Annotated in this window: 26 protein-coding genes; 13 read left to right on the forward strand and 13 right to left on the reverse strand. The window is 71.5% G+C overall.

The features are described from left to right. Positions 1–139: 139 nt before the first annotated feature. Both ABZS54_RS24610 and ABZS54_RS24615 read right to left on the reverse strand, forming a co-directional pair. Complete coding sequence (locus tag ABZS54_RS24610; RefSeq protein ID WP_355539957.1) at positions 140–1234, reverse strand: alpha/beta hydrolase-fold protein; 1095 nt, start codon at positions 1232–1234, stop codon at positions 140–142. Positions 1235–1274: 40 nt separating this feature from the next. Continuing rightward, positions 1275–2297 (reverse strand): alpha/beta hydrolase-fold protein, encoded by a 1023-nt coding sequence (locus ABZS54_RS24615; RefSeq protein ID WP_355539960.1) that lies wholly within the window; start codon positions 2295–2297, stop codon positions 1275–1277. A gap of 168 nt (positions 2298–2465) precedes the next feature. Between ABZS54_RS24615 and ABZS54_RS24620 the strand changes: the two genes are divergently transcribed. Then, entirely contained in the window at positions 2466–3137 is a 672-nt protein-coding gene (locus ABZS54_RS24620) for a hypothetical protein (RefSeq protein WP_355539963.1), read from the forward strand. After that, a complete protein-coding gene (locus ABZS54_RS24625; RefSeq protein ID WP_355539966.1) occupies positions 3134–4375 on the forward strand; it encodes a PrsW family intramembrane metalloprotease in 1242 nt (413 codons plus the stop codon). The genes ABZS54_RS24620 and ABZS54_RS24625 overlap by 4 nt, the downstream gene beginning before the upstream one ends. Before the next feature lie 103 nt (positions 4376–4478). Here ABZS54_RS24625 and ABZS54_RS24630 read toward each other — a convergent pair whose 3' ends face one another. Beyond that, positions 4479–4700: a hypothetical protein gene (locus ABZS54_RS24630; protein ID WP_355539969.1), complete on the reverse strand. Its 222-nt coding sequence runs from the start codon at positions 4698–4700 to the stop codon at positions 4479–4481. A 109-nt stretch (positions 4701–4809) separates the two neighbouring features. Next, positions 4810–5184: a hypothetical protein gene (locus ABZS54_RS24635; RefSeq protein ID WP_355539972.1), complete on the reverse strand. Its 375-nt coding sequence runs from the start codon at positions 5182–5184 to the stop codon at positions 4810–4812. Positions 5185–5469: 285 nt separating this feature from the next. Here ABZS54_RS24635 and ABZS54_RS24640 point away from each other — a divergent pair, with 285 nt between their 5' ends. After that, positions 5470–5694: a hypothetical protein gene (locus tag ABZS54_RS24640; RefSeq protein ID WP_355539975.1), complete on the forward strand. Its 225-nt coding sequence runs from the start codon at positions 5470–5472 to the stop codon at positions 5692–5694. Here ABZS54_RS24640 and ABZS54_RS24645 read toward each other — a convergent pair. Beyond that, positions 5687–6604 carry an NAD(P)-dependent oxidoreductase gene (locus ABZS54_RS24645; protein WP_355539978.1) on the reverse strand — a complete coding sequence of 306 codons (918 nt, stop codon included), beginning with the start codon at positions 6602–6604 and terminating at the stop codon, positions 5687–5689. The two genes, ABZS54_RS24640 and ABZS54_RS24645, sit on opposite strands and share 8 nt — an antisense overlap. A 480-nt stretch (positions 6605–7084) precedes the next feature. On the opposite strand from ABZS54_RS24645, the gene ABZS54_RS24650 reads away from it, so the two are divergent. Beyond that, positions 7085–7666, forward strand: coding sequence for a hypothetical protein (locus ABZS54_RS24650; RefSeq protein WP_355539981.1), 582 nt, complete (start codon positions 7085–7087; stop codon positions 7664–7666). Here the strand turns inward: ABZS54_RS24650 and ABZS54_RS24655 are convergent. After that, positions 7602–8531, reverse strand: coding sequence for a hypothetical protein (locus ABZS54_RS24655; protein ID WP_355539984.1), 930 nt, complete (start codon positions 8529–8531; stop codon positions 7602–7604). The genes ABZS54_RS24650 and ABZS54_RS24655 overlap by 65 nt on opposite strands. Positions 8532–8580: 49 nt before the next feature. Here ABZS54_RS24655 and ABZS54_RS24660 point away from each other — a divergent pair, with 49 nt between their 5' ends. The 3 genes from ABZS54_RS24660 (at position 8581) to ABZS54_RS24670 (ending at position 9773) form a co-directional block, all read left to right on the forward strand. Beyond that, the gene (locus tag ABZS54_RS24660; RefSeq protein ID WP_355539987.1) at positions 8581–9045 is read left to right on the forward strand and encodes a hypothetical protein; all 465 of its coding nucleotides are present in this window, start codon (positions 8581–8583) and stop codon (positions 9043–9045) included. A gap of 153 nt (positions 9046–9198) precedes the next feature. Further along, positions 9199–9528 carry a DUF6247 family protein gene (locus tag ABZS54_RS24665; RefSeq protein ID WP_355539990.1) on the forward strand — a complete coding sequence of 110 codons (330 nt, stop codon included), beginning with the start codon at positions 9199–9201 and terminating at the stop codon, positions 9526–9528. Then, positions 9525–9773 (forward strand): hypothetical protein, encoded by a 249-nt coding sequence (locus ABZS54_RS24670; RefSeq protein WP_355539993.1) that lies wholly within the window; start codon positions 9525–9527, stop codon positions 9771–9773. Before ABZS54_RS24665 ends, ABZS54_RS24670 begins: the two co-directional genes overlap by 4 nt. 112 nt (positions 9774–9885) lie before the next feature. Here ABZS54_RS24670 and ABZS54_RS24675 read toward each other — a convergent pair whose 3' ends face one another. Further along, positions 9886–10479 carry a hypothetical protein gene (locus ABZS54_RS24675; protein WP_355539996.1) on the reverse strand — a complete coding sequence of 198 codons (594 nt, stop codon included), beginning with the start codon at positions 10477–10479 and terminating at the stop codon, positions 9886–9888. Positions 10480–10759: 280 nt separating this feature from the next. Between ABZS54_RS24675 and ABZS54_RS24680 the strand changes: the two genes are divergently transcribed. Then, positions 10760–11692 (forward strand): sigma-70 family RNA polymerase sigma factor, encoded by a 933-nt coding sequence (locus ABZS54_RS24680; RefSeq protein WP_355539999.1) that lies wholly within the window; start codon positions 10760–10762, stop codon positions 11690–11692. A 143-nt stretch (positions 11693–11835) separates the two neighbouring features. Here ABZS54_RS24680 and ABZS54_RS24685 read toward each other — a convergent pair whose 3' ends face one another. From ABZS54_RS24685 to ABZS54_RS24700, 4 genes are all read right to left on the reverse strand, one after another. Next, positions 11836–12555, reverse strand: a complete 720-nt coding sequence (locus tag ABZS54_RS24685) for a response regulator transcription factor (RefSeq protein WP_355540002.1) — start codon at positions 12553–12555, stop codon at positions 11836–11838. Next, positions 12552–13949 (reverse strand): histidine kinase, encoded by a 1398-nt coding sequence (locus ABZS54_RS24690; protein ID WP_355540005.1) that lies wholly within the window; start codon positions 13947–13949, stop codon positions 12552–12554. The genes ABZS54_RS24685 and ABZS54_RS24690 overlap by 4 nt, the downstream gene beginning before the upstream one ends. A gap of 110 nt (positions 13950–14059) precedes the next feature. Continuing rightward, entirely contained in the window at positions 14060–14587 is a 528-nt protein-coding gene (locus ABZS54_RS24695; protein ID WP_355540008.1) for a hypothetical protein, read from the reverse strand. 449 nt (positions 14588–15036) lie between these two features. Then, a complete protein-coding gene (locus ABZS54_RS24700) occupies positions 15037–15192 on the reverse strand; it encodes a hypothetical protein (protein ID WP_355540011.1) in 156 nt (51 codons plus the stop codon). Positions 15193–15363: 171 nt separating this feature from the next. Between ABZS54_RS24700 and ABZS54_RS24705 the strand changes: the two genes are divergently transcribed. After that, positions 15364–15654, forward strand: coding sequence for a VOC family protein (locus ABZS54_RS24705; RefSeq protein ID WP_355540014.1), 291 nt, complete (start codon positions 15364–15366; stop codon positions 15652–15654). Positions 15655–15717: 63 nt separating this feature from the next. Here ABZS54_RS24705 and ABZS54_RS24710 read toward each other — a convergent pair whose 3' ends face one another. Continuing rightward, positions 15718–16152, reverse strand: a complete 435-nt coding sequence (locus ABZS54_RS24710; RefSeq protein WP_355540017.1) for an SRPBCC domain-containing protein — start codon at positions 16150–16152, stop codon at positions 15718–15720. A 325-nt stretch (positions 16153–16477) separates the two neighbouring features. On the opposite strand from ABZS54_RS24710, the gene ABZS54_RS24715 reads away from it, so the two are divergent. Then, complete coding sequence (locus ABZS54_RS24715) at positions 16478–16903, forward strand: EboA domain-containing protein (protein ID WP_355540020.1); 426 nt, start codon at positions 16478–16480, stop codon at positions 16901–16903. Positions 16904–17162: 259 nt separating this feature from the next. On the opposite strand, the gene ABZS54_RS24720 is transcribed toward ABZS54_RS24715, so the two are convergent. Then, the gene (locus ABZS54_RS24720; protein ID WP_355540023.1) at positions 17163–19388 is read right to left on the reverse strand and encodes an SDR family oxidoreductase; all 2226 of its coding nucleotides are present in this window, start codon (positions 19386–19388) and stop codon (positions 17163–17165) included. A gap of 436 nt (positions 19389–19824) precedes the next feature. Here ABZS54_RS24720 and ABZS54_RS24725 point away from each other — a divergent pair, with 436 nt between their 5' ends. From ABZS54_RS24725 to ABZS54_RS24735, 3 genes are read left to right on the forward strand one after another with little or no spacing between them, the layout of a single operon-like run. Next, entirely contained in the window at positions 19825–20736 is a 912-nt protein-coding gene (locus tag ABZS54_RS24725) for an MEDS domain-containing protein (RefSeq protein WP_355540026.1), read from the forward strand. Continuing rightward, positions 20733–21287 carry an ATP-binding protein gene (locus ABZS54_RS24730; protein ID WP_355540029.1) on the forward strand — a complete coding sequence of 185 codons (555 nt, stop codon included), beginning with the start codon at positions 20733–20735 and terminating at the stop codon, positions 21285–21287. The genes ABZS54_RS24725 and ABZS54_RS24730 overlap by 4 nt, the downstream gene beginning before the upstream one ends. Before the next feature lie 14 nt (positions 21288–21301). Then, positions 21302–22735, forward strand: coding sequence for a hypothetical protein (locus tag ABZS54_RS24735; RefSeq protein WP_355540032.1), 1434 nt, complete (start codon positions 21302–21304; stop codon positions 22733–22735). Positions 22736–22755: the final 20 nt, after the last annotated feature.

Raw genomic sequence — 22755 nt, forward strand, 5'->3', positions numbered from 1 at the left:
AAGCGCCGGCCGGGCTGTTTGGCCTCAAGCGCCGGCCGGGCTGTTTGGCCTCAAGCGCCGGCCGGGCTGTTTGGCCTCAAGCGCCGGCCGGGCTGGGTGGCCTCGCGTGTTGGTTGGGGGGTGCTTGGGTGGGTTGGGGTCAGGTGATTGATTTGGTTAGCCAGCGGAAGACGTCGGGGACCATTCGGCGCCAGACGTCGGTGCCGTGGCCGCCGCCGCCGATTTCGGCGAGGGTGATGGCGGTGGGGGGTTTGGCGATGGCCTTCAGGGCTTGGGCGTCGCCGTAGCCGTCGCCCTTTTCGCCGGCCAGGTAGAGGGAGACCTTCGGGGGCTGGGCCGCGCCCTTGAGGATGGTCAGCGGGTTCGCCGACACGCGCAGTGCCGGGTCCTTGGACGTGACCGAGTCGGACTCGCCCTTGGGGTCGTTGTAACCGGACAGGCTCACGCCCGCGCTGTAACGGTCCGGGTGCAGCAGCGCCATCCGGATCGCGCAGTGACCGCCGGCGGAGTAGCCCGCGATGGCCCAGTGCTTGGGGTCGGTCTCGGCGCGGAAGTTGTCGATCACCATGCGGCGCACGTCGCCGGAGATCCAGGTGTCCGCGTTGGCCTTGCCCGGCACGTCCGCGCAGCCGGTGTCCTCGTTGCCCGCGAGCAGCTTGGTCCGCGGCGAGACCAGGATGAACGGCGCCACCTCGCCCTTGTTCATCAGGTTCTTCAGTTGCTTGTTGACGTCCAGCGTGCCGAACCAGGCCTTGGCCGAGCCCGGGTAGCCGGGCAGCAGTTCGACGACGGGGAACTTCTTGTCCGCGAACGCCGGATCCTTGTACTGCGGCGGCAGCCACACGTAGACCTCGGCCTCGATGGCCGACTGCGGTCCCTTGAGGTTGGTCTGCTGGACGCCGTCGCCCATCTTGCCGTCGGACGCGGGCTCGAACTTGCTGAGCAGCTTCTGCTCGGGCGCCGCCGGCGCTTCCGGTTCGCGGGCCTCGGTCACATGGCCGCCACCGGTGCCCAGGAAGTCGTCCCAGGTGTCGTAGAGGCTGTTCGCGTTGTTGACCATCACGAAAACCATCAGGATGGCCGTCGCCTGGCAGGTGACCAGCATGAACAGCCGGCCGACGATTCTGACCGCCTTCGGCCCGGGAATGCGGTTCCACGCGACCAGAGCCAGCACGAGGGCGGCGATCGCGAGCAGGATGGTCGTTATATAGAAGGGAGTACCGGTCAGGCTCACTGTGGTCTTCCAGGGGGATTCAGCGACGGTCCGGACACGGTCAGTCGGCGGTGGGCGGGGGCATGTGCCGGCCGAGCCAGCCGAGCAGATCCGGGAGCATCTTCTTGAAGTGCGAAGTCAGATGCCTACCACCGGGCTGCTCGTAGTACTCGATGCGTACGGGTGGTGCGGCCTTCGCGACGAAGGCCTTGACCAGACGGACCTCGGCCGCATCCCCGCCGCCCGCGGTCGCGAGCACGTCGATGTCGGCCTTGCCCGCCGCGATCAGCTTCTCCGGGCTGTTGGCGAGCCGCTCGGCCTCGTAGCCCTTCCACAATGGTGAATCCGGGTTGAAGTAGCCGTCGATCGGCACGGCGACCTTGAACTTGTCCGGATGCTGGAGGGCGAGCTTGACGCTGCAGAACGCGCCGGTGGACGCGCCCATCAGCCCCCATCCAGCCGGGTCGCGCAGGGTACGGAAGTTGGCCTTGACCAGGTCGGGGATGTCCTGGGACATCCAGGTGCCCATCTTGGGCTGCCCCGGGATGTCACTGCATTCGAGGCTGCGCTTCTCGTCCTTCTCCAGGTTCTGCACCGGCATCACCATGATGAACGGATGGGACTTGCCCGCCCTGGCCTGCTGCACGGCCTCCTGTTGGATCGGCAACTGGTTGTCGGTCCAGGTGTTGTAGCCGTTGCTCTGGCCACCCGCGTAGAGCGTGAGCACCGGGAAGCCGTGCTTCGCATAGGCCGGGTCGTTGTACTCCGGGGGAAGCCACACCCACACCTTGCCGGTGACACCCGACTTGGGGCCGGTATACGAGGTCATCAGGATCGGCCCGACCGAGGTGGTCGTGGCGGTCGTGAAGTTCGTCGTGGGGCCGGTCGGCATCACGGCCTTGCTGGGCGTGGCCGGTTTGACGGGCGGACTCGCCGCGCCGCCCGGCCGGGACGGCGCCGCCGTGGACTTGGCGTGTTCGGTCGTCGCATCGCCGGACGAGCCGCACGCGGACGCGGTCACCGCGACGAGTACGGCACCGAGCAATGCCGTCGTGCGACGACGGCGTGCGGAAACGGGGATCAAGGGAAGGGCTCCGGCAGGCGTCAGGGGTGCTGTTGACAAAAACGACCCTAACCGGACAGCGAGACGGTCATTCGACGGCTCTGTAACAGCCGTCCATCGATCGGCGGGACGAAAACAATGTTTTCGTGATTTTACCGTGACCGAGTCACCCCTTCGGCGGAGCCGCGCGTGACTTTCGGCGACGACGTGGGTAGCGGCGAGAACGCCATCGGCCGCAATCAGGAGTCGCGCTTGTCCCTCACCGCCCCCGTCCCGCGACCGCCCTCCCCGGATTCGAGCCCGAGTTCGAGATCGGGGCCGATTCCGCGTACGCACGGACTGCGCGCGACGGTCGTGGTGGCCCTGATGATGTTGTTCCTGATCGCGATCCCGTACCTGCTCAACCACTCCGTCGTCGGCGCCGCACCGGTGCGCGCCGGCCAGGTGGTCACGCTGGGCACCTTCCGCTACCGGCCGTCGCCCGGCTGGCAGATCGACCGGGGTGCCTCCCAGGCCGATCTGGTCAGCGTGTTGGTCAAGGGCGCGACCACGTACCGGCTGACCCCGCTGGGCCGGCAGTCCTCGGCGGCGGGCGCGTTCAAGGCGGCATCCCGCCGTTACGAGGCGACCGGACGCGGGCGGATCGGCGGCGACCCGGCCTCGGTGACCACCGCACGCGGACTGACCGGCCTGGTCGCGCCGATCAGCGGGAACACCGTGGCCGGCACGCTGACGGTCCTGGTCGCCGGCGGCCAGGGCCTGGGGGTCTCGCTTACCGCCCGGTTCAGCGTGCCGCTGACCGGCGCGATCGCCGACGACGTGGTGACCATGCTGGATTCGATGGAGGTGGTCGACTCGTGAGCGTGGCTCCGTTGACCGATCGTCGGGGTCGTCGGGACGCGGGCGGCATCGTGCAGCCCGCGCGCGCGGCGTTCTGGCTGTATCCGATCGTGCTCGCGCTCGGCGCCGCGAGTGTGGTGCCCAACTTCATCCGGCTGTCCTCGGCCGCGCCCTCCGGCGCGATCGTGCTGAGCGTGGTGATCCACACGTTGTGGCTGATCCCGGCGCTCGCGGTGATCACCCATCTGGACCTGTTCGAGCGCGAGCCGCTGTCGTTCTGCGTGGCCGCGGTGCTCTGGGGCGGCGTGGTGGCGACCGGGTTCGCGCTCGTGGCCAACGACAACGTGCTCAGCTATCTGGCCAAGCTGGATCCGAAGTTCGCCACCGACTGGGGTGCCTCGATCTCGGCGCCGGTGGTCGAGGAGACGCTCAAGCTGCTCGGCGTGGTGGTGCTGATCCTGATCAACCGCCGAGTCTTCGAGAGCGTGCTCAACGGCTTCGTCGTCGGCGCGCTGGTGGGTCTCGGGTTCCAGGTGGTCGAGAACGTGATGTACGCGCTGAACGCGGCGATCCAGGCGGGCGAGACCTGGGCGAGCGGGATCATGGCCGGCTTCTTCGTCCGCGCCATCGTCAACGGGTTGTGGAGCCACGCGGCGTTCACCGCGATGACCGGCGCGGGCGCGGCGTACGTGGTCGTCGGCGTGCGACGGCCGATCGCGGTGCGGCTCGCGGCGGCCGGCGCGCTGTACTTGGTCGCGTGGGCCCTGCACTTCGTGAACAACTCGCCGATCCTGGAGCTCGTCCTGGAGCGCACCGACTGGTATCTGACCATCGTGCAGATCGTGCTCAACGGGCTGGTCGTGCTCGCCATCGCGAGCTTCGTCTACCGGCTCGCGGCCCGGCAGGAGTATCGCTGGTTCGCGCGTGCCGTGGGCGACGAGCCGGACCTGCTGCCGCTGCGCGAACTCGCCGCGCTCGCCTCGAACAGGACCCGCAAGGAAGCGGTGGAGGCGGCCCGACGCGATCACGGCCGCAAGGCGGCCCGGGCGCAGAGCCGATTGCAGCGCGCCCAGTTGGGCTACGGCGTCGCGCTGGCCCGCTCCGCCGACCCGGACACCGACCCCGGCGTGGCCCGCTGGCACCGGCGGATCGACCTGGCTCGGGTCCAAGTGGTGGCCGCCGACTCGGAACCGCCCGAGTCGCCCGACGCGCCGACGTCGCATGCCAAGGTGCGCCGCGAACTGCCGGAGGTGCCATAGCCGCCGGTCGTCGGGGCCTCGCTCGGCCGGCGGCGGGCCGGATCCGGCCGGTGTCGGCGCGGCGCGGCGGCGCCGACCCGACAACCGATCCGGATTCGGTCGGTCAGCGACAGGTGTGCGAGTCCGGCGCGGTGTGCCGGTTCGCCTGTCGGGGCCATTCGGTGTCCTGTGTCCACACCGTCTCGTCGAGATCGGTGAGCCGGTCCTCGCGCAACAGGTCCCTGGGTGCGGTGCTGAGGTCACGACGGCCGAGCGAACGCACCACCAGGAGTACGGTCAGGCCGAGCAGACACGCGGACACCGCGAGCACGACGAGTCCGTCCATGGTGCCCTCCCCATCTACTTATAGGGCAGTTGCCCTCCATGGTCCCGTGCGGAGCCGAGGTTGTGAACCCGACGCAGATGAACACCGGGCGACGGGTTGGGTCGTGTGGTCACCGGGCGTCCGGGGGTTCGGTGTCGGCCATGATCCGGCGTTGTCGCTCGGTTCCCGTATCGAAGAACGCGTCCAGGTACTCGGTAGGTTCCAGCGGGCTGTCCCGGGCCAGTGAGAAGACCTCCGTGCCGTGTCCGATCTGCGCGTCGAAGAGCCGGAACGCCTGTGCCAGACCCAGATATTCGGCGTCGTCCACGTCGCGGGCGTATTCCAGGGCGTCGGCCTCGGCCAGCGCGATGGCCTCGGCGAAGCTGCCGGCGCGCCACAACGTGATGCGTTCCTCGTAGATGTCCGGCTGATGACGGAACAGACAGCGGACGCAGTGCCAGGCGGGTTCCTCGGTGTGCGTCGGGGTGTCAGGCGATTCGGTCACGCGGCCGAGTGTGCCGGCGCCCGGTCACGGGTTCGGCACGTTTGCCCTTCGGGACCGGTACGCCGGCGTGCCCTCGCGAACCGCCGCACCGCGAGGTCGTGGTCGGCGCGCCCAGGTGGGCGGCGACGACCGGGCGCATCCGGTCCGAGGTGACCTGCGCCGGGCGCATCGCGGCGTGTACCGCGAGGTTGTCCAGGAGGGCGTGCAGGCGATCGGTCGTCCCGCTCGTGTTCTTCGGTGGTGCTCCTGCTCTTCACCTAGCGGCCGACGGATCCGGCCGAGCACTTGGTGGCGCACGGCCTGCCGGTCAACGAGGGCGAAGTGGCGATGCGGGCGCGGTGGCGTCGGAGCAGGCCGGCCGAGGCCGCGCTCCCGGCCGGGTTGCGGATCGAACCGGTGCGCACGCGCCCGGGGTTGCTCGACTTCGCCGAGGTGCTCGCCGCGCTCTGGACGCCGTCCGCGCAGGCTGCTTGCGATGGGCCGGGCGCGGGGCCCGGGTCCGTTACTTGAGCAGTTCCGGGTGCAGTGCCTCGACCATCCGGCGCATGCCGTCCCGCCAGTGCACGCTGGTGCGGCCGGTGATCTCGTGCATCCGGGTCAGGTCCAGCGTGACCGAGTCGATGGTCGCGTCGGTGGGATTGAACTCGGGTGTGACGCCCGTGAGTTCGGCCAGATAGCCGCACCACTCCTCGATGCTCACCGGGTCGCTGCCGCCCCAGTTGACGGTGGTGACCTCGGGCGTGGCCGCCGCGAACAGCGCGGGGAGCGTGCCGGCGATATCGTCCACGTGGATCGGGTGGTAGATGCTCGGCGCGTTGGTGTGCACGTCGATCGGCGCGCCGCCGAGCATCATCTCCAGGTGGATGCCGGGCCAGCCGCCGTTGTCGCCGTAGGGCACCGACAGGCGCGCGATCGTGGTCGGCAGCGCGAAGCGGCGCGAGCCCCAGCGGGCGGCGCCCTCGGCCGCGATCTTGCAGATGCTGTACGTCTCCAGGAACGACCACACGCCGTGGTTGTCGCCGAGCGACGCGCCTTCGGCAAGCTCCTTGTGGCCGGCGGGCTGATACACCGCGGTGGAGGAGCAGTGCAGGAACGCCCGGGCGGCCTGGTGGTGTTCCATCAGGGACAGGACGCCTCCCGCATTCGCGTCCAGGTCCACGTTCCAGTCGCCGTTCTTGGCGACGGCGAAGTTGACCACGTAGTCGGCGTCGGCGGGCAGCGCCGCGACGTCGCCGGCGGCCAGGTCGATCCGTACGCATGTGACGCCTGCGGCCTCCAGGCGCTCGCGGGCCTCGTCGTCGTGGAAGCGGGCTGCGCCGTATACGTCATTGTCCCGGGCGAGGATCTTGGCGACCGGTTCGGCGACTTGGCCGGTGACTCCGGTGACGACGATTTTGGCGCCTGTGAGGGTCGATGCCATGGGGGTCCTCCGTGCGGGTCGCTGCGCTTTGCTTGCGGGATGGGTTTTGGCTGGGTTCGCGGGGAACGGGTGCGGTCCGGGGGGGCCTTTTTGTCCTCAAGCGCCGGACGGGCTGGGGGTCCCGGACGGGCTGGGGGTCCCGGACGGGCTGGGGGTCCCGGACGGGCTGGGGGGCGGGGGTGCCGGGCGGGTTGGGGGATGCCGGCCGGGTTGGGGGGCCGGATGGGCTGGGGTGTGGTGGTGGGCCGGGGATGCGGGTTGTTGTTGGGGTGTTTTGTGGGCGGCTTGGTTTTGGATGTCGGACGGGCTGGGTTGTGTTCGAGTGTCGGGTGGGTGGGGTAGGTGTGGGCGCACGTTAGTGCAGGATGCGGTTGGGGGGAAGGGAGGGACGAGGGGGTTCCCTTATGTGGGGGTGCGGGCGGAACGGGGGGTGTCGGTTGAGCGTCTTCGGTGGCGGGGGATCGACGTTCGGGGGCAGCCATGGGTGTGACGGGGCACTGCCGACTGTGTGGGACTCCGGTCGCGGACGAGCGCCACGGATATTGCGAAGGGCCGCTGTGTGGGGCCGATCTGGCCGGGCAGCGGGTGGGGAATCCGGCGCTCGGGGTACAGGTCGGATTCGAGCGGGCGCGGGTGGCGGCGGCCCTCGGGGACGTGGTCGAGGCGCGGTTGGTGGTGCGCAATCGCGGGGGCGCGGCCGAGCGGTTCCGGGTCCGCGTGTTCGACGCGGAGCGGGTCGCGGTGGTGGAGCCGGAGCGGGGTGCGCCGATCGGGCCGGGTGCGCAGGTGGTGTGGATCGTGCGCTACCGGGTGCCGCGAGAGGTGGGTCCGGTGGGCGCGGGTGCGTCCGGCGGGTCGGCGGCGGGGTTGCTGTATCACGCGGCGGTGCGAGCCGAGGCGGTGCGCGATCGGCGGGTGGGGGCGGCTGCGGTGCTGGATGTGCGGATTCGCGGCGGTATCGACCGGGCCGACCCGATGTCCAGCGGTGAGCCGCGCTTCAGCGCGTCCAGTCGGGGGCGTGCCGTGCGACCAGGCGCTGCCACGCGGGGACGCCGCCCTTGAGCGGCCAGGCCCGGGTCAGGCCGTAGCCCTCGCGCAACCGGTGCAGGTCCCGCGCGAGTTGCCGGCTCGCGTCGCGTACCGCGTTCCCGACGGCTGCCTCGGGAACACCGGAGATCGCGGCCATCCGCTGCTCGTACCCGCCCACCGGGCCGGCCACGTATGCATCGTGTTCCGTCGGGCGGGAGAGCACCAGCAGCGGCGGCACCCGACCCTCGGCCAGCGACGCGGCGAGCCGGTCGTGGCCGTCGAGGACCACGTGTGTCTGGAGCATGCTGATCCACCACACCAGGACCGGGGGCAGCGAGCCGTCCCGAACCTGCTTGCGATACGCCTTGACTCGCCCGTGCTCGGCCGACGCGAGCGGGCGCAGCGGCAGGATCTCCCAGTAGTGGTAGGTGTGCGCGTTGAAGTCGATGCGCCCCTCGGGCCACGCGGGCAACGTCGGCGCGGCGAACTCCGGAAAGCGCAACCGGGTGCGATCCATGTCCCGCGACAGCGCCCACGCACCGCCGTACAGCGGCCCGGTCCGGCTCAGCTCGTCCGCCATGCGATGCGCCCAACGGGCATACCAGACAGGGTCGTTCGGGGTGCCCAGGGCGCGTGCGTCGGCGGCACGCAGCGGCGCGAGCGGGGAGCGGTACGGGGTGGGGCAGCGGTAGTCCACGCCGTACCAGTCGGGGTCGACCTCGGCGAGCAGCAGCGGCGCCGCGTCGGCTTCGGAACCAGTTTCGGCCGACGCGTCGACCAGGACGAACCTGCGGTTCCGCGCCGCCAGGAGCCGCAACGACGGCCGCGCCGACTCGGGTACGTCCAGGAGCAACGCGTGCCAGTCGCCGCCCGGCCGGGTGAGATTCGTGCGGTTCATCCGGTGATCCTAGGGCCGCGACCCCGAGGTGGCCGGCAACATGTCCGGAATGAAGGCATCTCTGTGGTTCACCTGGACCCTGTCGGGTTCCGGCTGGGCCGACTGCACCATCGCCGACATCTCCGGAGAGGCGCAGTTGGTCGTCTCCTACGTCGCCTACGCACCCGAGGAACTGATCGACGCGGTGACCCGGCTCGCGCTCGGCGAGCCGGGCGATCACAAGGTGATGTTCGAGGCCGAACCGAACGGCTATCTGTGGCACCTGAGTCCGGACGGCGACGCGGTGGACGTCCGGATCGTCGAATACGCCGACGCGTCCGTGCGCACCCGGCCCGGCGACGTGTTGTGGGAGGCGCGCCACCCGATCGAGGTGCTCGCGCGAAGTGTGCTGCGCGGATTCGACCGGGTGGCCTTCGACCTCGGCGAGGACGGCTGGTACACCGACTGGCGACGGCCGTTTCCCCGCCGCGAGTTGGAGGCCCTGCGGACGGCCTGGCACAAACCGAGGATGTGAGCGGTCTTCGTCCTTGGCATGGAAGTAACCGGTCGCCCGCGCACCGGGAGGTGCGTTGCTTCGTCGGGAAGCCCAGGGCGATGGGGGCGTCGGCGACATTGATTTTCGGCGTGCCGAGGTGCCGGACGGTTCGATGGTGCGACGCTGGGTTGCATGACCGCACCTCGTGACCCATCCGCTCCGGACGTGACCATTCATACCGGCGGCGCACTGTGGCCCACGCCGGGGCAGTTGCGCGCCGAACTGCCGGACGGGGCAAGGGAGGAGTTCGAGGACGAGTACGGCCGGGCGCTGGACTACGCGCGCGACGCGGGGGATCTGGCCCAGCTCGCGAACGTGCTGATCCCGTGGCAGCGGCGGCTCGTCCACCATCGCAACGGGGACTACGAGGCCGTGTTGGAGCGGGCCCGGCGGATCCGGGACGGCGACCTGTCGGGCGTCGTCCCGGCGCGGGTGGACCGGTTGATCCGGGCTCAGCGGTGAACTACGGCGTCGAGTATCACGTCGAGGCCGAGGCGATCCGGCGGACCCTGCCGGCCGCCGCGCGCCGGGCCTGGGGCGAACTGGAACGACGGTTGCGCAAAGACCCGTGGGATGCGGGCGCGCGGATGAGCGGCGGCCTCAAGGACACCCTGGAGGCGGCATTCGCGGCGCACGGCTTCGCGACGTACATCGTGCAGGAGAACCGGGTGATGGTGAGCGTGATCAACCTGGTGTGGATCGGGTGAGCTCTTGGTGCCGGGTGCCGGGTGCCGGGTGCCGGGTGCCGGGTGCCGGGTGCCGGGTGCCGGGTGCCGGGTGCCGGGTGCCGGGTGCCGGGTGCCGGGGTCGGGGCTCGGTTCAGTCGGTCGTGAGGGTGAAGTGGTGGGTGGGGAAGGTCAGCGGGATGTCGGTCGGCCCGGTCGGGCAGGTCGCGTGCACGGTGCCGGTCGGGGTCAGATCCAGGGTGCCGGTGTGGAAGGACCGGGGCACCTGGAACGCGAGTTCGACCGAGGCGAGGTAGAGATTCGGCTGCGGTGAGGCGTTCAGGACCGGGACGCGGCGGCCGTCCGAAAGGCGGAGCACCACCTCGTCGGCGAGCTTTTGGCCGTAGGCGAAGGTGCAGTCCGCCGGGCGGGGACCGACGGAGTCGCCGGCGGTGGTCGGGCGCAGTCGAGCGTGCAGGCCGATCAGGACGAACTTCGTACCCTGTGGGGCGGTGCCCACCTGCGGCAGGCGATCGGTGACCCGGGGCGGTTCGGGCGCGGTGGTGACGCCCACGGCCAACTCGAAGGCGACCGGGTGACCCTGCCATGAGGTCGTGGCGGACACGACGCCGTCGGAATAGCCGGTGATCTCCCGATCCTGGGCGGCGGCCGCAGTATCGCCGCAGGCCGCGCAGCACGCGGCGGCGAGCAGGGCGAGGACGGTCGGTGGTACCGCGCCACGCCGCACGGGCACACTCCGCCGTGGCCTGGGCACGTACTGGCCTCCTAGATCCTGGTTGCCCCGCCCATGCAACCAGGGCTTCGGCCCGGGGGACACCTTTGCGGGTGGATCGGCGGGAAGTCCCTCACCCGTCCTCACCACCGACGCGGACGGTCGGCCGCGCGGGTGGATCCCGGTCGGCGCAGCTTGTGGGCGGGGCATCGGGGCGGCGCGGTTTCCGGGTGTCATATCGTCTGGAATCCGTCGGTCACAGCGCCGCGGGAACGGGAACGGGAGAGAACGAACGATGACGGAGCACGAATTGCCGGCCGAACGGTTCGAGGAGAACCGGAGCCACCTGCGGGCGGTGGCGTATCGCATGCTCGGCTCGCTCAGCGAGGCCGAGGACGCGGTCCAGGAGGCCTGGCTGCGCCTGGACCGCTCCGACATCGGCGATGTGCACAACCTCGGCGGCTGGCTGACCACCGTGGTCGGGCGGGTGTGTCTGGACATGCTGCGCTCGCGCAAGTCCCGGCGCGAGGACATGTGGGACACCCATGTGCCGGACCCGATCGTCTCCCGCGCGGAGGGGGGCGACCCCGAGGAACTCGCGGTGCTCGCCGACTCGGTCGGACTGGCCATGCTGGTCGTGTTGGATACGCTCCCGCCCGCCGAGCGACTGGCCTTCGTCCTGCACGACATGTTCGCGATGCCGTTCGACGACATCGCCCCGATCGTGGACAAGTCGACGGCGGCGACCCGGCAACTCGCCAGCCGGGCCCGGCGCAAGGTGCAGGGCGTCGCACCCGAGCCGGACCTGCCCCGCCAGCGCCGGATCGTGGACGCCTTCCTCGCCGCATCCCGAGGCGGCGACTTCCAGGCCCTGCTGGACCTGCTCGACCCCGACGTCCTGCTCCGCGCCGACACCGGCGGCGGCCCGATCGGCGTGTCGCAACTGGTGCGCGGCGCCCGCGCGGTGGTCGAGCAGGCGCTGAGCTTCGCCCGCTTCGCGCAGTACGCCCGACCCGTGCTGATCAACGGCGCGCCAGGCCTGCTGAACGCGCCGGGGGGCCGCGCGTTCGGGCTGATGGACTTCACCATCGTCGGCGACAAGATCGTCGAGATCAACATCCTCGCCGACCCCACCCGCCTGGCCCGGCCCGAGATCGAGGACCTGGCCGGTCCGACCGAGCCGGTCGACCCGAAGCTCGGGGGGCTGCTGGGGCTGCCCACCGAATGAAGCGGCGGGCCGACGCCTGCGCCGACGTGACCGCGTCGGCGCCGGCGTCGGCGGGTCGGCGCCGTGGGCCCATTTCGGGTCGCCCGGGTGCTGTCGACGGCCCGACTCCGCTGTGGGTCGGGCCCGTTCGACCGCGGGTGGGGTCAGTTCGACGGGCCCGTGGTGCCCGGGTGGTTCGGAGCACTGGACGTACCCGGGGTGCCCGGGGTGATCAGGCCGCTTTCGTAGGCGAAGACCACCGCCTGGGCGCGGTCGCGCAGGTCGAGCTTGTCCAGGATGCGGCTTACGTGGGTCTTCACCGTCTGCTCGGCGAGCACGAGATGGGCGGCGATCTCGCCGTTGGAGCGGCCCTGCGCGATCAGCCCGAGCACCTCGGTCTCGCGCGGGGTGAGGATGCCCAGACGGGTGGAATTCGCGCGGGTGATCGGCCGGTTGCGGGCGAAGTCGGCGATCAGCCGACGGGTGATCGAGGGCGCGAGCAGTGCGTCGCCGGCCGCGACGATCCGGACCGCGGCGATCAGATCGGCCGGCGAGGCGTCCTTGAGCAGGAAGCCGCTCGCGCCCGCACGCAGCGCCTCGTACACGTAGTCGTCGATGTCGAACGTGGTCAGCATCAACACCTTCGGCACCCGGTCGAACCCGTCCGGTTCGCAGAGCAGTTCGCGGGTCGCGGCCAGGCCGTCCAGGATCGGCATCCGGACGTCCATCAGGACCACGTCGGGCCGGGCCTCCCGGGTCAACCGCACGGCCTCGCGGCCGTCGGCCGCCTCGCCGACCACCTCCAGGTCCGGCTGGGCCGCGAGCAGCGCGGCGAAGCCGGCGCGGATCATGGCCTGGTCGTCGGCGATCACTACGGTGGTCATGCCGCTCCGGGGGTGGTCGGGGCCGGCGTGGCGTCGGCCGGCGGTAGGGGAAGCATGGCAGCGACCCGGAAGCCGCCGTCGGGCAGCGCCTCGGTGTGCAACTCGCCGGCCAGCATCGCGACCCGCTCGCGCATGCCGATCAGACCCTGGCCGGTGCCGGTGCCGGTGCCGGTGCCGGTGCCGCTCGGGCCGGAGTCCGCGGTGCGGTCGTGGGTCTCGACGGGTCTGCGGGGCGCTCCTGCGGCTCCTGCCGCTCCGGGTGCTTCGGCCGTGCCGGCGGCCCTGGGTGATTCGGGGGCTTCGGGCGCTTCCGGCGCGGAGTTCACCACGGTGATCCGCAGCGCCGAGCCGTCCCCGGCCACGGTGACCCGGACCGTGGCGCCCGCCGCGTGCCGGACCACGTTGCTCAGCGACTCCTGGATCAGTCGGTACGCGGAGAGTTGTACGCCCACCGGCACCCGATCCGGCGTGGGCACGGTGTCCGCGACGGACAGGTGCGCGTCGAGGCCGGCGCGGTGTGCGGTCTCGATCAGCACGGGCAGTTCGGCCAGACCCGGTTGCGGGCTGTGCTCGGCGCCGGCATCCGCGTCCTGGCGCAGCACGTGCAGCAGGCGGCGCATTTCGGTGAGGGAGCGGCGCGCCTCGGCCGCGATCGAGTCGAACTCGTCGACGGCGGCGGGCGGCAGGTCGGCGATCCGATACGGCGCGCTGTCCGCCTGCACGGTGATCACCGACATGTGGTGGGCCACCACGTCATGCAACTCGCGGGCGATCCTGGTGCGTTCCTCCAGGAGGGTACGCCGGGCGTGTTCGGCCTGGCCGATCTCCTCGACCACGACCAGTCGGCGCTGGGCGGCGCTTCGGCTGCCGATCGCCTCGGCGGTGAGCGGGGCCAGCGCGGACAGAACCGTCATCGGCAGCAGTTCGCCGAGTCGGACCGGGCCCCGGAGCAACACCAGGGCCGTGCCGGCCGCGAGCAGGATCAGCCACAGCGCGACCAGCACACGGCGCGGCGCCCGCAGCGCGATCACGGTCAGCACCACGACCAGGGACAACACCGAGGTCACCGCCCACGGCCACGGCTCGGAGTCGGACACCGGGTGGGTCGGCGCCGCCGTCGCGATCGACGCGGCCAGTGCCAACCACCAGGCGCTCAGCGGGCGATACAGGCACAGCAGGACCGGGACCGCGCGGGCGATGGCGGCCACGGTCGCGCCGGGGCCGAACACGTCGTAGTGCTGGTACAGGTCGAACCACCCGGCCACGGCAACCAGCAGCGCGGTCAGTGACAACACCCACGTCGTGCGGCGGGTGTGCGGCAGCGGGGCCACCGAGTTCGGCGACATCGCCTCGCGCAGCGTGGTCAGGACGGTCGAGGGTCGAACGATCTTCACGGTTGGTGATGGTATGCCCGGAGAGCCCGGTCGGTCGGGTGGGGCGAGGGCTGTGTTCATGGCGATCTCCGGGGTGGGGACGACGGGCGTACGGCCGGCGGATGCGTGGATCAGGCCGGTGACACGAACGTCCGGCGGGCCAGGCTCGCCTGTACGTCGGTGAGCGCCTTGATCAGGCACAGGCACACCGCGAAGAAGGCGAGCCCGCCGATCGAGTGCACGACCCAGACCCCGCCCAGGGTCGGTCCGCCCCACGCGTCGTGATAGTCGCTGTCGCCGTACCGGATCGGGTAGGTCAGGTTGCGGAGCGTGTTGCCGTACGCGTACCCGGCCAGGACCAGCGTCGGGACGCCCAGTGCGGCGTCGGGCACGCTGTGGCGGAGCACCCGGAGCGCACCGGGGGCGGCCCGACCGGTCGCCTCGCCCAACTCCGGATCCAGGAACCGCCGGGCCGCCGCGAGTCGTAGTCGGGCCGCGCGGGAGGACCGGCCGGTGAGCACCAGACCGATGCTCAGCAGGCCCAGCGGCAGCGCGATCAGTGCGTACGCCGAGCGTCGGGCGGCGTCGCCCGGCGAATTCGGCGCGAATCGGCGCAGTGTGCGACGGGTGCGGGCGGGGCGGGCAGCGGTGAGCGTCATGGCGAGGTCCTCGGGGGTCCACGAGTACGCGGTGCGTGCGGTTCGGTACTCGGCCGGCCGGTGCTCGGTGCCGGATCCGGCGCCGTGTTTCCCAAGGTAGGAGCAGGGTCGGCGGCGGGCATCACACTGCGGCGCCAACTCCGGAGTGATACCGCAGTAGGGGGTCGGGCAGCCGGCGGGTTCGGGGCCGGTGACGTGCGACGGGTGGCATGCCCGGGCGACATCGCGCAGGTCGACATGGCGCCGGTCCGTACGCCGGGCCCGGGCGGTCGGGGCTCGCGGAGCGGAAAGCCGGGCGGCGGCCTGATTCGGACCGCGGTGAGGTGGTGGGTGCGGTGCGGGGCGACGACGAGGCCGCCGGGTCATCCGACCCGGCGGCCTCGGTCGATGCGAGAAGAGGTGGGCCCGGCGGCTCGGGGCGACCGTCGGGATTCGCGACGGTCGAATGGTCAGGACGAGTGCGTCTGCGCCTCGGCGTCCTTCTTGGCATAGTGCTCGCGCTCGCGCCGGTCCGCACGCAGAATGCCGCGGATCACGAACGTGAAGCCGACCGCGACCACGAGGAAAGGGGTGAGTTCGGCGAAGGCGCCGAGGGCGTTCAACACGATGACTCCCAAAGGTGGTGCAGCCGCACGACCGTGCCACCGGCCGAACCGGTCGCACGAACCGCAGCCGGCCCGCTCCGCCGTTCGTCCTCCGAGCGGCGGCACAACACTACCGCCCACGCCGAGGTCAACCGTCGGCGACCACGCGGCGGCCGTGCTTGACTGACCGCCATGTCGCTGGGCCTGATCGTCCTCCATACGTCCCGACTCGACGCGTGCCGCGACTTCTACGGGTCGCTCGGGCTCGATCTCGTTCGCGAGCGCCACGGGGCCGGTCCCGAGCACTACGCGGCGACCCTTGCCGACGGCGTCGTGTTCGAGCTGTATCCGGCGCGGCCCGACCGGCTCACCGGATATCTGCGACTGGGCTTGACCCTGGAGACCTCGCTGCTCCCACCGGGGCGGCATCGGCTGACCGATCCGGACGGGCGGGTCGTCGACGTCTCGGTGATCCGTGGGTGATCCGGTTGCCGGCCGGCCTGCCTGGTTGCCGGGCCGATTGCCGGGCTGCCGGGTCGGGCGTGGTCAGCGGGGGCCGCCCGTGGCTTCGGTGAAGCGGCGGAGGTCTTCGACGTGGGCGCCCCAGCCGTCGCGGTGGGCGGCGGCGAGATTCGGGCCGTCCGGTAGGCGGTTCCAGCCGGTCTCGCGGACCCGGAGCTGGGTGCCCGGGCGGGCTCGGGTCAGCTCGATGGTCACCGTCGTGGACACCGCCCAGTCGTCGTCGGCCCAGGTGAACCGCAGCAGGCGGCACGGATCGAGTGCCGCCACCCGGCCGGTGGTCAGCCGGGCCTCGCCGTTGGCCCCGCTCCAGCGCTCGGACAGCCGACCGTTCACCCGCGCGTCCAGATCCAGATAGCTCCACCACAGCGCGCGCGTGTCCGCGTCCACGAGGGCATGCCAGACCGCCTCGGCGGGCGCGGCGATCACGACACTGACCTCGACGAGCGGTTCACGGACCATGAACCAACGGTAGATCTCACGAACGCCCACGTCAGCCCGCTAACGGTTCGCGAACGGTTCGCTGAAGGTCAAGTTTGCGCCGTGCGCGCGCCGCGTGCGCCTCCGCGGCCGGATGGTGCTGCCGCGACGTGGTCGACTCCGGATACGGAGGTGGCTGTTCGGGAGTCGTTCATGGCTTTATCGGAAATACGAAGCGGCTCGAAACGCCTGCCGCCGCCGGCCGGTGCGTTCGCTCGCGATTCGTCGATTGGCGATCACTGCGGATGGGGAACGCACAGCCACGGATGCGTACTCCGCATCGCCGGCCATCGGGAGGAATCCGCCCATGCCCCACCCGCCGATCGCAGCTCTGCGAAGCGCGTTCACCGCGTCCGCCAAACCGGGCAGCCAGGACTGGCCCACTCTCGCCGACTTCACCGTGTTCGCCGCAGCCGGCCGCGCATGCGGCCGGGCCCCGCTGATCGGGCTCCCCGGCTGGACCTGCGACGACGCCGCGCGCGTGCTGGCCCTGGCCGAACTGGCGGCGCGCACCCCCGAGGGCGACCTGTCCGCCCACCTGCGCACCCTGTACTGGCGCGGCGACGCGCACGAACGCCGGGCCGTGCTGCGCGCGTTGCCCTACCTCTCGGTCGCCCAGCGGGATCCGGCGCTGGCCACCGCCCTGGTCGAGGACGCGCTCCGCACCGGCGACCCCCACCTGATTGCCGCCGCCCGCTTCACAGGAGTCGCCACCACCACCGAGCCGGGCTAGCCGGACCACCCACAGACGGGCCGACGAGCACTCGGCGCGGTCGCACGCGGGTGTCCCGCCATGTGGACGTCGGCCACCCTGCCGCCCCACGGCCCGGGGTGGCCGACCCCACCCCAGCCGGACCCGCCGCCGCGTTGCGCTCGCCGCCCTGCTGCCGGACCAGTTCGGAGCAGCATGGATCGAAGTGGATCAGGCGGACCCGGGACCGCCCCGCCGCACGCCCCCGCCGCCGGCCCGCAGACTCTCCCCGCCCGATGCCTCAGAGCGTGAGCTCATCCAGCGCCGTCGACCACGACGCGCACAGGGACTCGGCCAACCCCGCAGCCAGGCCGGTGTCGGCCACGGCGCTCACGTACAGGGTGTCCTCGAAGGTGGCCAGAAACATCCCGAACGGCATGCCCTGCGGCAGGCCGCCGAAGGGGATCGCGCCGATCATCGGCGACCCGCGGAACGCGTACGGTCGGCGCAACCACCGGTGGATCGGGCTCGCCACCAGGTCCACCTGCCACGGCGACGTGGCCGCCCGCAGGTTCCACCGCGCCCCGGATGCCGGACGCGCCACCCTGATCGCCTCCCTGACCAGGGTCAGGCGGCGTGCGGGATCCGCCTGATTGCACGGCAGCCGCACCCGAGCGGGTCGGGCATGGGCGCCCGGTTCCGTGAGGTCCGCGTCGCCGTCGCCGGAGGGGGTCGGTACGAGGGCCCAGACCGGTCGCGGCCTGCGTCGCCACGGGACGCCCACGCAGTCCCGCAGCGCGCCCGCGAGCGCGGCGAGGAACAACTCGTCCGGAGTGGCCCCGGCCGTACGCAGCCGCTCGGCGTCCAGAACCAGCCAGCCCAGGTGCCGCGTGCCGGTCAGCCCCCGCGCGGCGAACGGCCGGGTGGACGGCGGAATCAGACGTCGCACGCGGGCACGCGCGCCGGGATCGCCGACCGCCGGTGGGTGTGCCGGCGCGGTGTCGATCGGCTCCACGCCGAACAGCCGCCGACTCACCTCGACCACCGACGCGCCGTCGAGCAGGGAGGGGTGCGCCTTGACGATCACCGCCCATTCGTCGTGCGCATGGCCGTGTACGAGCCGGGCCTCCCACAGCGGCCGATCCTGCGGCAGCCGATCCGCCAGCGCGTCGTCCACCGCCGTGTCGAGGCGATCCGGGCCGATCGGGTGCACGTGTACGTGCCGGGCCGGATCCAGCGGGCCGCGTCGGCGATACCCGCCGTCCATCCGGTACGCCAGTGTGGGCACCCGCCACAGCCGCGCCGCCACCGCCTCGCGCAGATCCTCCACGGTCGGCACGAGGCCGCGAAAGCGCAGTACGCACCCGAGTTCGACCGACCCGGTCTGCTCCGCGCGTCCGTGCTCCGGATGGGCGTGCCGCCGGCCGGCCCGTTGCCCGCTGCGACCCGGCCGGACGCAGTCCACCAGGTAGTCGCGATCGACCGCGATGGCCGAGCGCGGCTCGCCGAGCAGCGCCCGCACGCCCGAGTCGTCATAGCTGCGACGGTGCGTCAGATACGGCGTGGACGCCGTGTGCGCCTCCGCGAGCCGCTCCACATCGGTCGGCTCGATGGGCGGCTCGGTTACGAACCGCAGCCGGACCGGCAGGAATTCGACCAACACCTCCTGAACGACCTCGACCGGCACGTCGTGCGGATGCCGTACGTGGTAGACATCCACACCACCGGATCCGGCGACGTCGGCGAGCCGGGTCATCACCCGTGCGGCCTCGTGGACCGGCACGAAATTGAGTCGGCCCTCCGGTGCCGAGACCACTCGCACCACCGGCCGCACCCGCTCGGGCAACCGCGCCGCCCAGCCCAGCGCCGCGCAACCGCCGGTCACCTCTGCTCGTTCGACCATGTATCGCAAGGCATTTCTCGGCAGGCCCGGCCGGTCGGAGACCATCGTGGTCGGCCGGAAGATCATCGCGGACCGGCCGAATCGCGCGGCCCAGTCCCGGACGAGCACCTCGGCCTCGTACCTGGACCGCTCGTAGTCGTTCTCGAAACCGTCGACGTCGTCCGACAGTTCCTCCTTCACCGTGCCCTCGCGCCGGGATCCGGCCACATACGCGGTGCTGATGTGCAACAGGCGCGGTCGGCGGCGCCCGATCTCGGCCAATTCCAGGAGGTGCCGGGTGCCTTCGACGTTGACCGGGCGCAACTCGGTCAAGGTGGCGTCGATCCTGCGATCGCCGGCGCAGTGCCAGATCACATCGACGGAGTCGGCCAGCGAGGTGAAGTCCGCTCGGAGCAGACCCAGTCGAGGCAGCGTCAGATCGGTCTCGACGATCCGCAGTCGTTCGGGAAGTCGCCGCACCAACTCGTCGGGAGCGGCGGTGACTTCCAGAAAGGAACGAATCCGGTCGATCGCGCCGCGCGAGCCGGAGTGGGACAGCACGGTGATCGTGCGGTGTCGGTCGAGTAGCTCGCGGAGCAGATGGAGGCCGAGGAATCCGGTGGCTCCGGTGATGGCGACGCGCATGGCTCAGCAAACTCCTTGCAGTTCTTCCAGATGGCCCGACGGGGCGTCATGCCGACCGTGTCGACGCGCGGCGAGTCGGGCCCGATGGCGCGCTGCGCCGGGGCACGCGTGATCAATGTCTTCCCTGGACGAGTGGGTTTCGTCAGGACGCTAGCCGCCGAACAGTTGGCACCCGGGTGGTATTGGGCCAACCGATGTCGGCGTCACCCGATCGGGTTCGAGATCGCGATCGTAAGGACGCCCGTGCCGCCGCTCGGGACCGGCCGAGGTGGTGACCGGGAATCAACGATTGTGCCTCCGCCGGCCGGCCGATACCCCCGAAAGAAGCTTTCTTGACTGTTTTCGCTCGGTGGCACCGCTCGGTGGGTCTACGGTCTGAAGCGGGACGAGCGCCCGGGTCCGCCCGAGGCGCCCCAAAATCAGGGGGCATACGCGGATGGACACTTCCCAGGCCGGGGCCACGGTGGCCGCGGTGGGATCGATGGCGTACGGCAGCCACTGCTGCTTCGTGTCGGCCGACGAGGAGATCGTCCGGCTCGCGGTGCACAGCTACGTTCGGGACGGTCTGTCCGCCGACGACCGGGTGCTGTGTCTGCTCGGTCGGCGGGACCGGACCTGGCTGATGAGTACGCTGTCCGAAGGACCCGCGTGGCCGGCCGAACGCGAGGCCGACGGCTCGCTCGTGGTCGTCGATATCGGCCGAACGCCGCTGTGGGAAGGCGAGTTCTCGCCCGAGGGAATGGCGCAGACATTCTTCGCGGCGGTGGAGCAGGCACTTGCGGACGGCTTTCGGGGCCTGCGGGTGTGCGGAGACATGACATGGGGCCGGGCGGGCGGCGTCGCGTACGACGAGCTGCACGAGTTCGAACGACTCGCGGGCCTGGGCCTGCCCGGCCGCCGGGCGATGGGCTTTTGCCTGTACGACCCGCGCGAGTTCAGCTCGGTCCAGGTCGACGCCCAGGAACGATTGCACCCGATCGTCGCGGGTACCGGGCAAGCCCGCCCGCCCAGCCTCCAGGTCACCGACACGACCAGGGGCCTGCGGCTGATCGGCGAGGCCGACGTGGCCACCCGAACCCTGTTGGAGGAGGCGCTGCGGCGGGCCGCGGCGGCGCAGTCGGGACGCGATCTGGTGGTCGACCTGTCCGCGCTGGAGTTCGCCGACCTGGGTGCGATGGAATCGTTGTACCGGACCGCCGCCGCCTTGGGCCCGGACCGGCGGTTGGTGCTGCGTGCCGCAGGGCCTGCCGTCCGCAAGGTGCTCGACCTGCTCGGCTGGAGCGGCACCGGTGGCTTGGTCGTGGACGGGGACCGTCCGTCCGGGGAGCGCAGTGGGGGAACGCGGTGACCGGCCCGAACCACGATCGCGCCCGGACCGGCGGCGGCCCGGTGGAGGTGTTGCCGTTCGGCGCCTCGGACCTGTGCCTGGTGCGCACGATGGTGCGCCGGCACGCCGACGCGGTCGGCCTCGCCGACGACCGCCCCGACTGTCTGGTCCTGGCGGTGCACGAGATCGCCGCGTGCGCGGTCACGACCGGCTCGAAACCGGCCCTGTTGCGCTGCGTGCCTCGGACCGGGCGGGTGGTGTGTGAGATCCACGCGAGTGGCGACGAGCACAACGACTGCCGACGGCGGGCCTTTCCGCGGCTGACCGACAAACACGAGACCCCGGGTCGTGGCCTGTGGATCGCCCGCGCGCTGTGCGACGAGGTCGAAGTCGCGGAGTGCGCGGAGGGTGTGGTGGTCCGGATGACGATGCACCTGACCGCATCGGGGCACGCGGCCCCGGCCGAGCCGGCCGGGCGACCGGAGGTGAGGAAGTCCGCGGCGGCACCGGGGCGTGGGCCGAGCGCCCCTGAAGGCGGGCACAATTCGCTGCGCCCGCCCGGCTCGATGTGACACCGTCGGGCTCGATGACGGATCAAGAGACGATCGGACGGGCCGTGACCTCGGGTGCGGCGGCCACGGCAGGTCCGGAGCGCACGGCGATCTTCGCGGCGGTGCGCGCCGATCGGGACGGACCGGTGACCGGGCTGCTGCTCGCACTCGCCGATGCGGGGACGGTCGAGGCGCGCGTGGGCGCGATCGAACTGCTGGGATCACTGGCCGAGTTCGGGCAGACCTGGCCGGTCGTCGCCGATCGCACCTCGGCGTACCTGGTGGACCCGGAGCCCGGCGTGCGGGTCGCGGCGGCGGCGCTGTTCGTGGCGACGCACGATGTCGAGACGGTGTCGGCGCGGTTGCCGGGCCTGGCCGATCCGGATGTGCGGGTGGCCGGCCTGACGGCACTGATCGGTCGGGCCGGCGCGTTCGAGGACGTGCTCACGAGGCTGCTGGAGGACGGCGATCCGGCGGTGCGGGTGCTTGCGGCGCTGGGGCTGCTGGGCACGGAGGGCGTGCCGTGGGCGTGGGTACAGGCGCTGGACGAGGCGATCTCGGCCGACTTGCCGGCGGCGGTGCGTCGGGTCGGGCTCGGTTCCCGCTCCTGGGGTTCGACCTGGGCGTGGCGGTTGGTTCGCGACGATCACGAGGACGAGTGCCACCGCATCGTGCGACAGCTGCTCGCGGTCGACGACCCGGGTGTGCGGTGGGTCGGTCTGGACATGGCCTCGGCGGCGATTCGGTTGTGGCGTACCGCCCCGGTCGAGCTGTTGCCCGCCCTGGCCGAGGTCGCGGTCGGCGCGGACCCGGCGCTGCGCGCGCAGACGCTGCGGGTGTTGCGGTTGTCGGGCGACCTGTGGCAGGCGGCGGGCGACCTGTGGGCGGCGGATGCGGGCGACGTCGGACGGGCGCTGTCGGGCGAACCGGGTGCGTCGGCACCGGTCGAGGTGGATGTGCCGGAGTTGCACGCGGTCTTCGCCGCGCGACGGCCGGCCGGCGGGCGAGCCGCCGTCGAGCCGTGGTTGGCGGAACAGCCGATCGACGTGACCAGGCACCGGCGCCGGGTGGGCCGGGCACTGGTCGGGCTGATGGCGTGCGGCGGATTGACGGAGCGACAAGGTCGGCAGGCGATGGCCCTGTTCGAGCACGAGTCGGTGCTCAAGTACGAGTTGGCAGGGGTTGTTTGGCGACAGTGGGGCGTTGTGGACGCCGGGATCGCCGATCGGCTCGTTGCCGAATTGTCCGCCGTCGCGGGTGATCAGTACGTGGGCGCACACGTACTGCCGGTGCTCGCGGACATGGGGCGGCATGCGGTCGGTGCGTTGCCGCGGCTGACCGCGTTGATCGAGGATCGGCGTCGACTTCCGGTCGCCGACAGCAGCGCGGAAGCCGAGATTCGGTTCGACGAAACCCGGCGAGCCCAACTGGTCGTTGTCCGTGATCGGATCATCGCCGACATCCCGTAGGGTCCTTCCGGACGCGAGCG

Origin of the sequence: Embleya sp. NPDC005575, assembly GCF_040605455.1 — a bacterium.
Classification (GTDB): Bacteria; Actinomycetota; Actinomycetes; order Streptomycetales; family Streptomycetaceae; genus Embleya.

Bases quoted from the DNA above. Each gene is read 5' to 3' on its own strand.
- ABZS54_RS24630 (WP_355539969.1), bottom strand. From the start codon at position 4,700: ATGGACGGACTCGTCGTGCTCGCGGTGTCCGCGTGTCTGCTCGGCCTG.
- ABZS54_RS24645 (WP_355539978.1), bottom strand. From the start codon at position 6,604: ATGGCATCGACCCTCACAGGCGCCAAAATCGTCGTCACCGGAGTCACC.
- ABZS54_RS24650 (WP_355539981.1), top strand. From the start codon at position 7,085: ATGGGTGTGACGGGGCACTGCCGACTGTGTGGGACTCCGGTCGCGGAC.
- ABZS54_RS24655 (WP_355539984.1), bottom strand. From the start codon at position 8,531: ATGAACCGCACGAATCTCACCCGGCCGGGCGGCGACTGGCACGCGTTG.
- ABZS54_RS24660 (WP_355539987.1), top strand. From the start codon at position 8,581: ATGAAGGCATCTCTGTGGTTCACCTGGACCCTGTCGGGTTCCGGCTGG.
- ABZS54_RS24665 (WP_355539990.1), top strand. From the start codon at position 9,199: ATGACCGCACCTCGTGACCCATCCGCTCCGGACGTGACCATTCATACC.
- ABZS54_RS24680 (WP_355539999.1), top strand. From the start codon at position 10,760: ATGACGGAGCACGAATTGCCGGCCGAACGGTTCGAGGAGAACCGGAGC.
- ABZS54_RS24685 (WP_355540002.1), bottom strand. From the start codon at position 12,555: ATGACCACCGTAGTGATCGCCGACGACCAGGCCATGATCCGCGCCGGC.
- ABZS54_RS24695 (WP_355540008.1), bottom strand. From the start codon at position 14,587: ATGACGCTCACCGCTGCCCGCCCCGCCCGCACCCGTCGCACACTGCGC.
- ABZS54_RS24705 (WP_355540014.1), top strand. From the start codon at position 15,364: ATGTCGCTGGGCCTGATCGTCCTCCATACGTCCCGACTCGACGCGTGC.
- ABZS54_RS24710 (WP_355540017.1), bottom strand. From the start codon at position 16,152: ATGGTCCGTGAACCGCTCGTCGAGGTCAGTGTCGTGATCGCCGCGCCC.
- ABZS54_RS24715 (WP_355540020.1), top strand. From the start codon at position 16,478: ATGCCCCACCCGCCGATCGCAGCTCTGCGAAGCGCGTTCACCGCGTCC.
- ABZS54_RS24720 (WP_355540023.1), bottom strand. From the start codon at position 19,388: ATGCGCGTCGCCATCACCGGAGCCACCGGATTCCTCGGCCTCCATCTG.
- ABZS54_RS24725 (WP_355540026.1), top strand. From the start codon at position 19,825: ATGGACACTTCCCAGGCCGGGGCCACGGTGGCCGCGGTGGGATCGATG.
- ABZS54_RS24735 (WP_355540032.1), top strand. From the start codon at position 21,302: ATGACGGATCAAGAGACGATCGGACGGGCCGTGACCTCGGGTGCGGCG.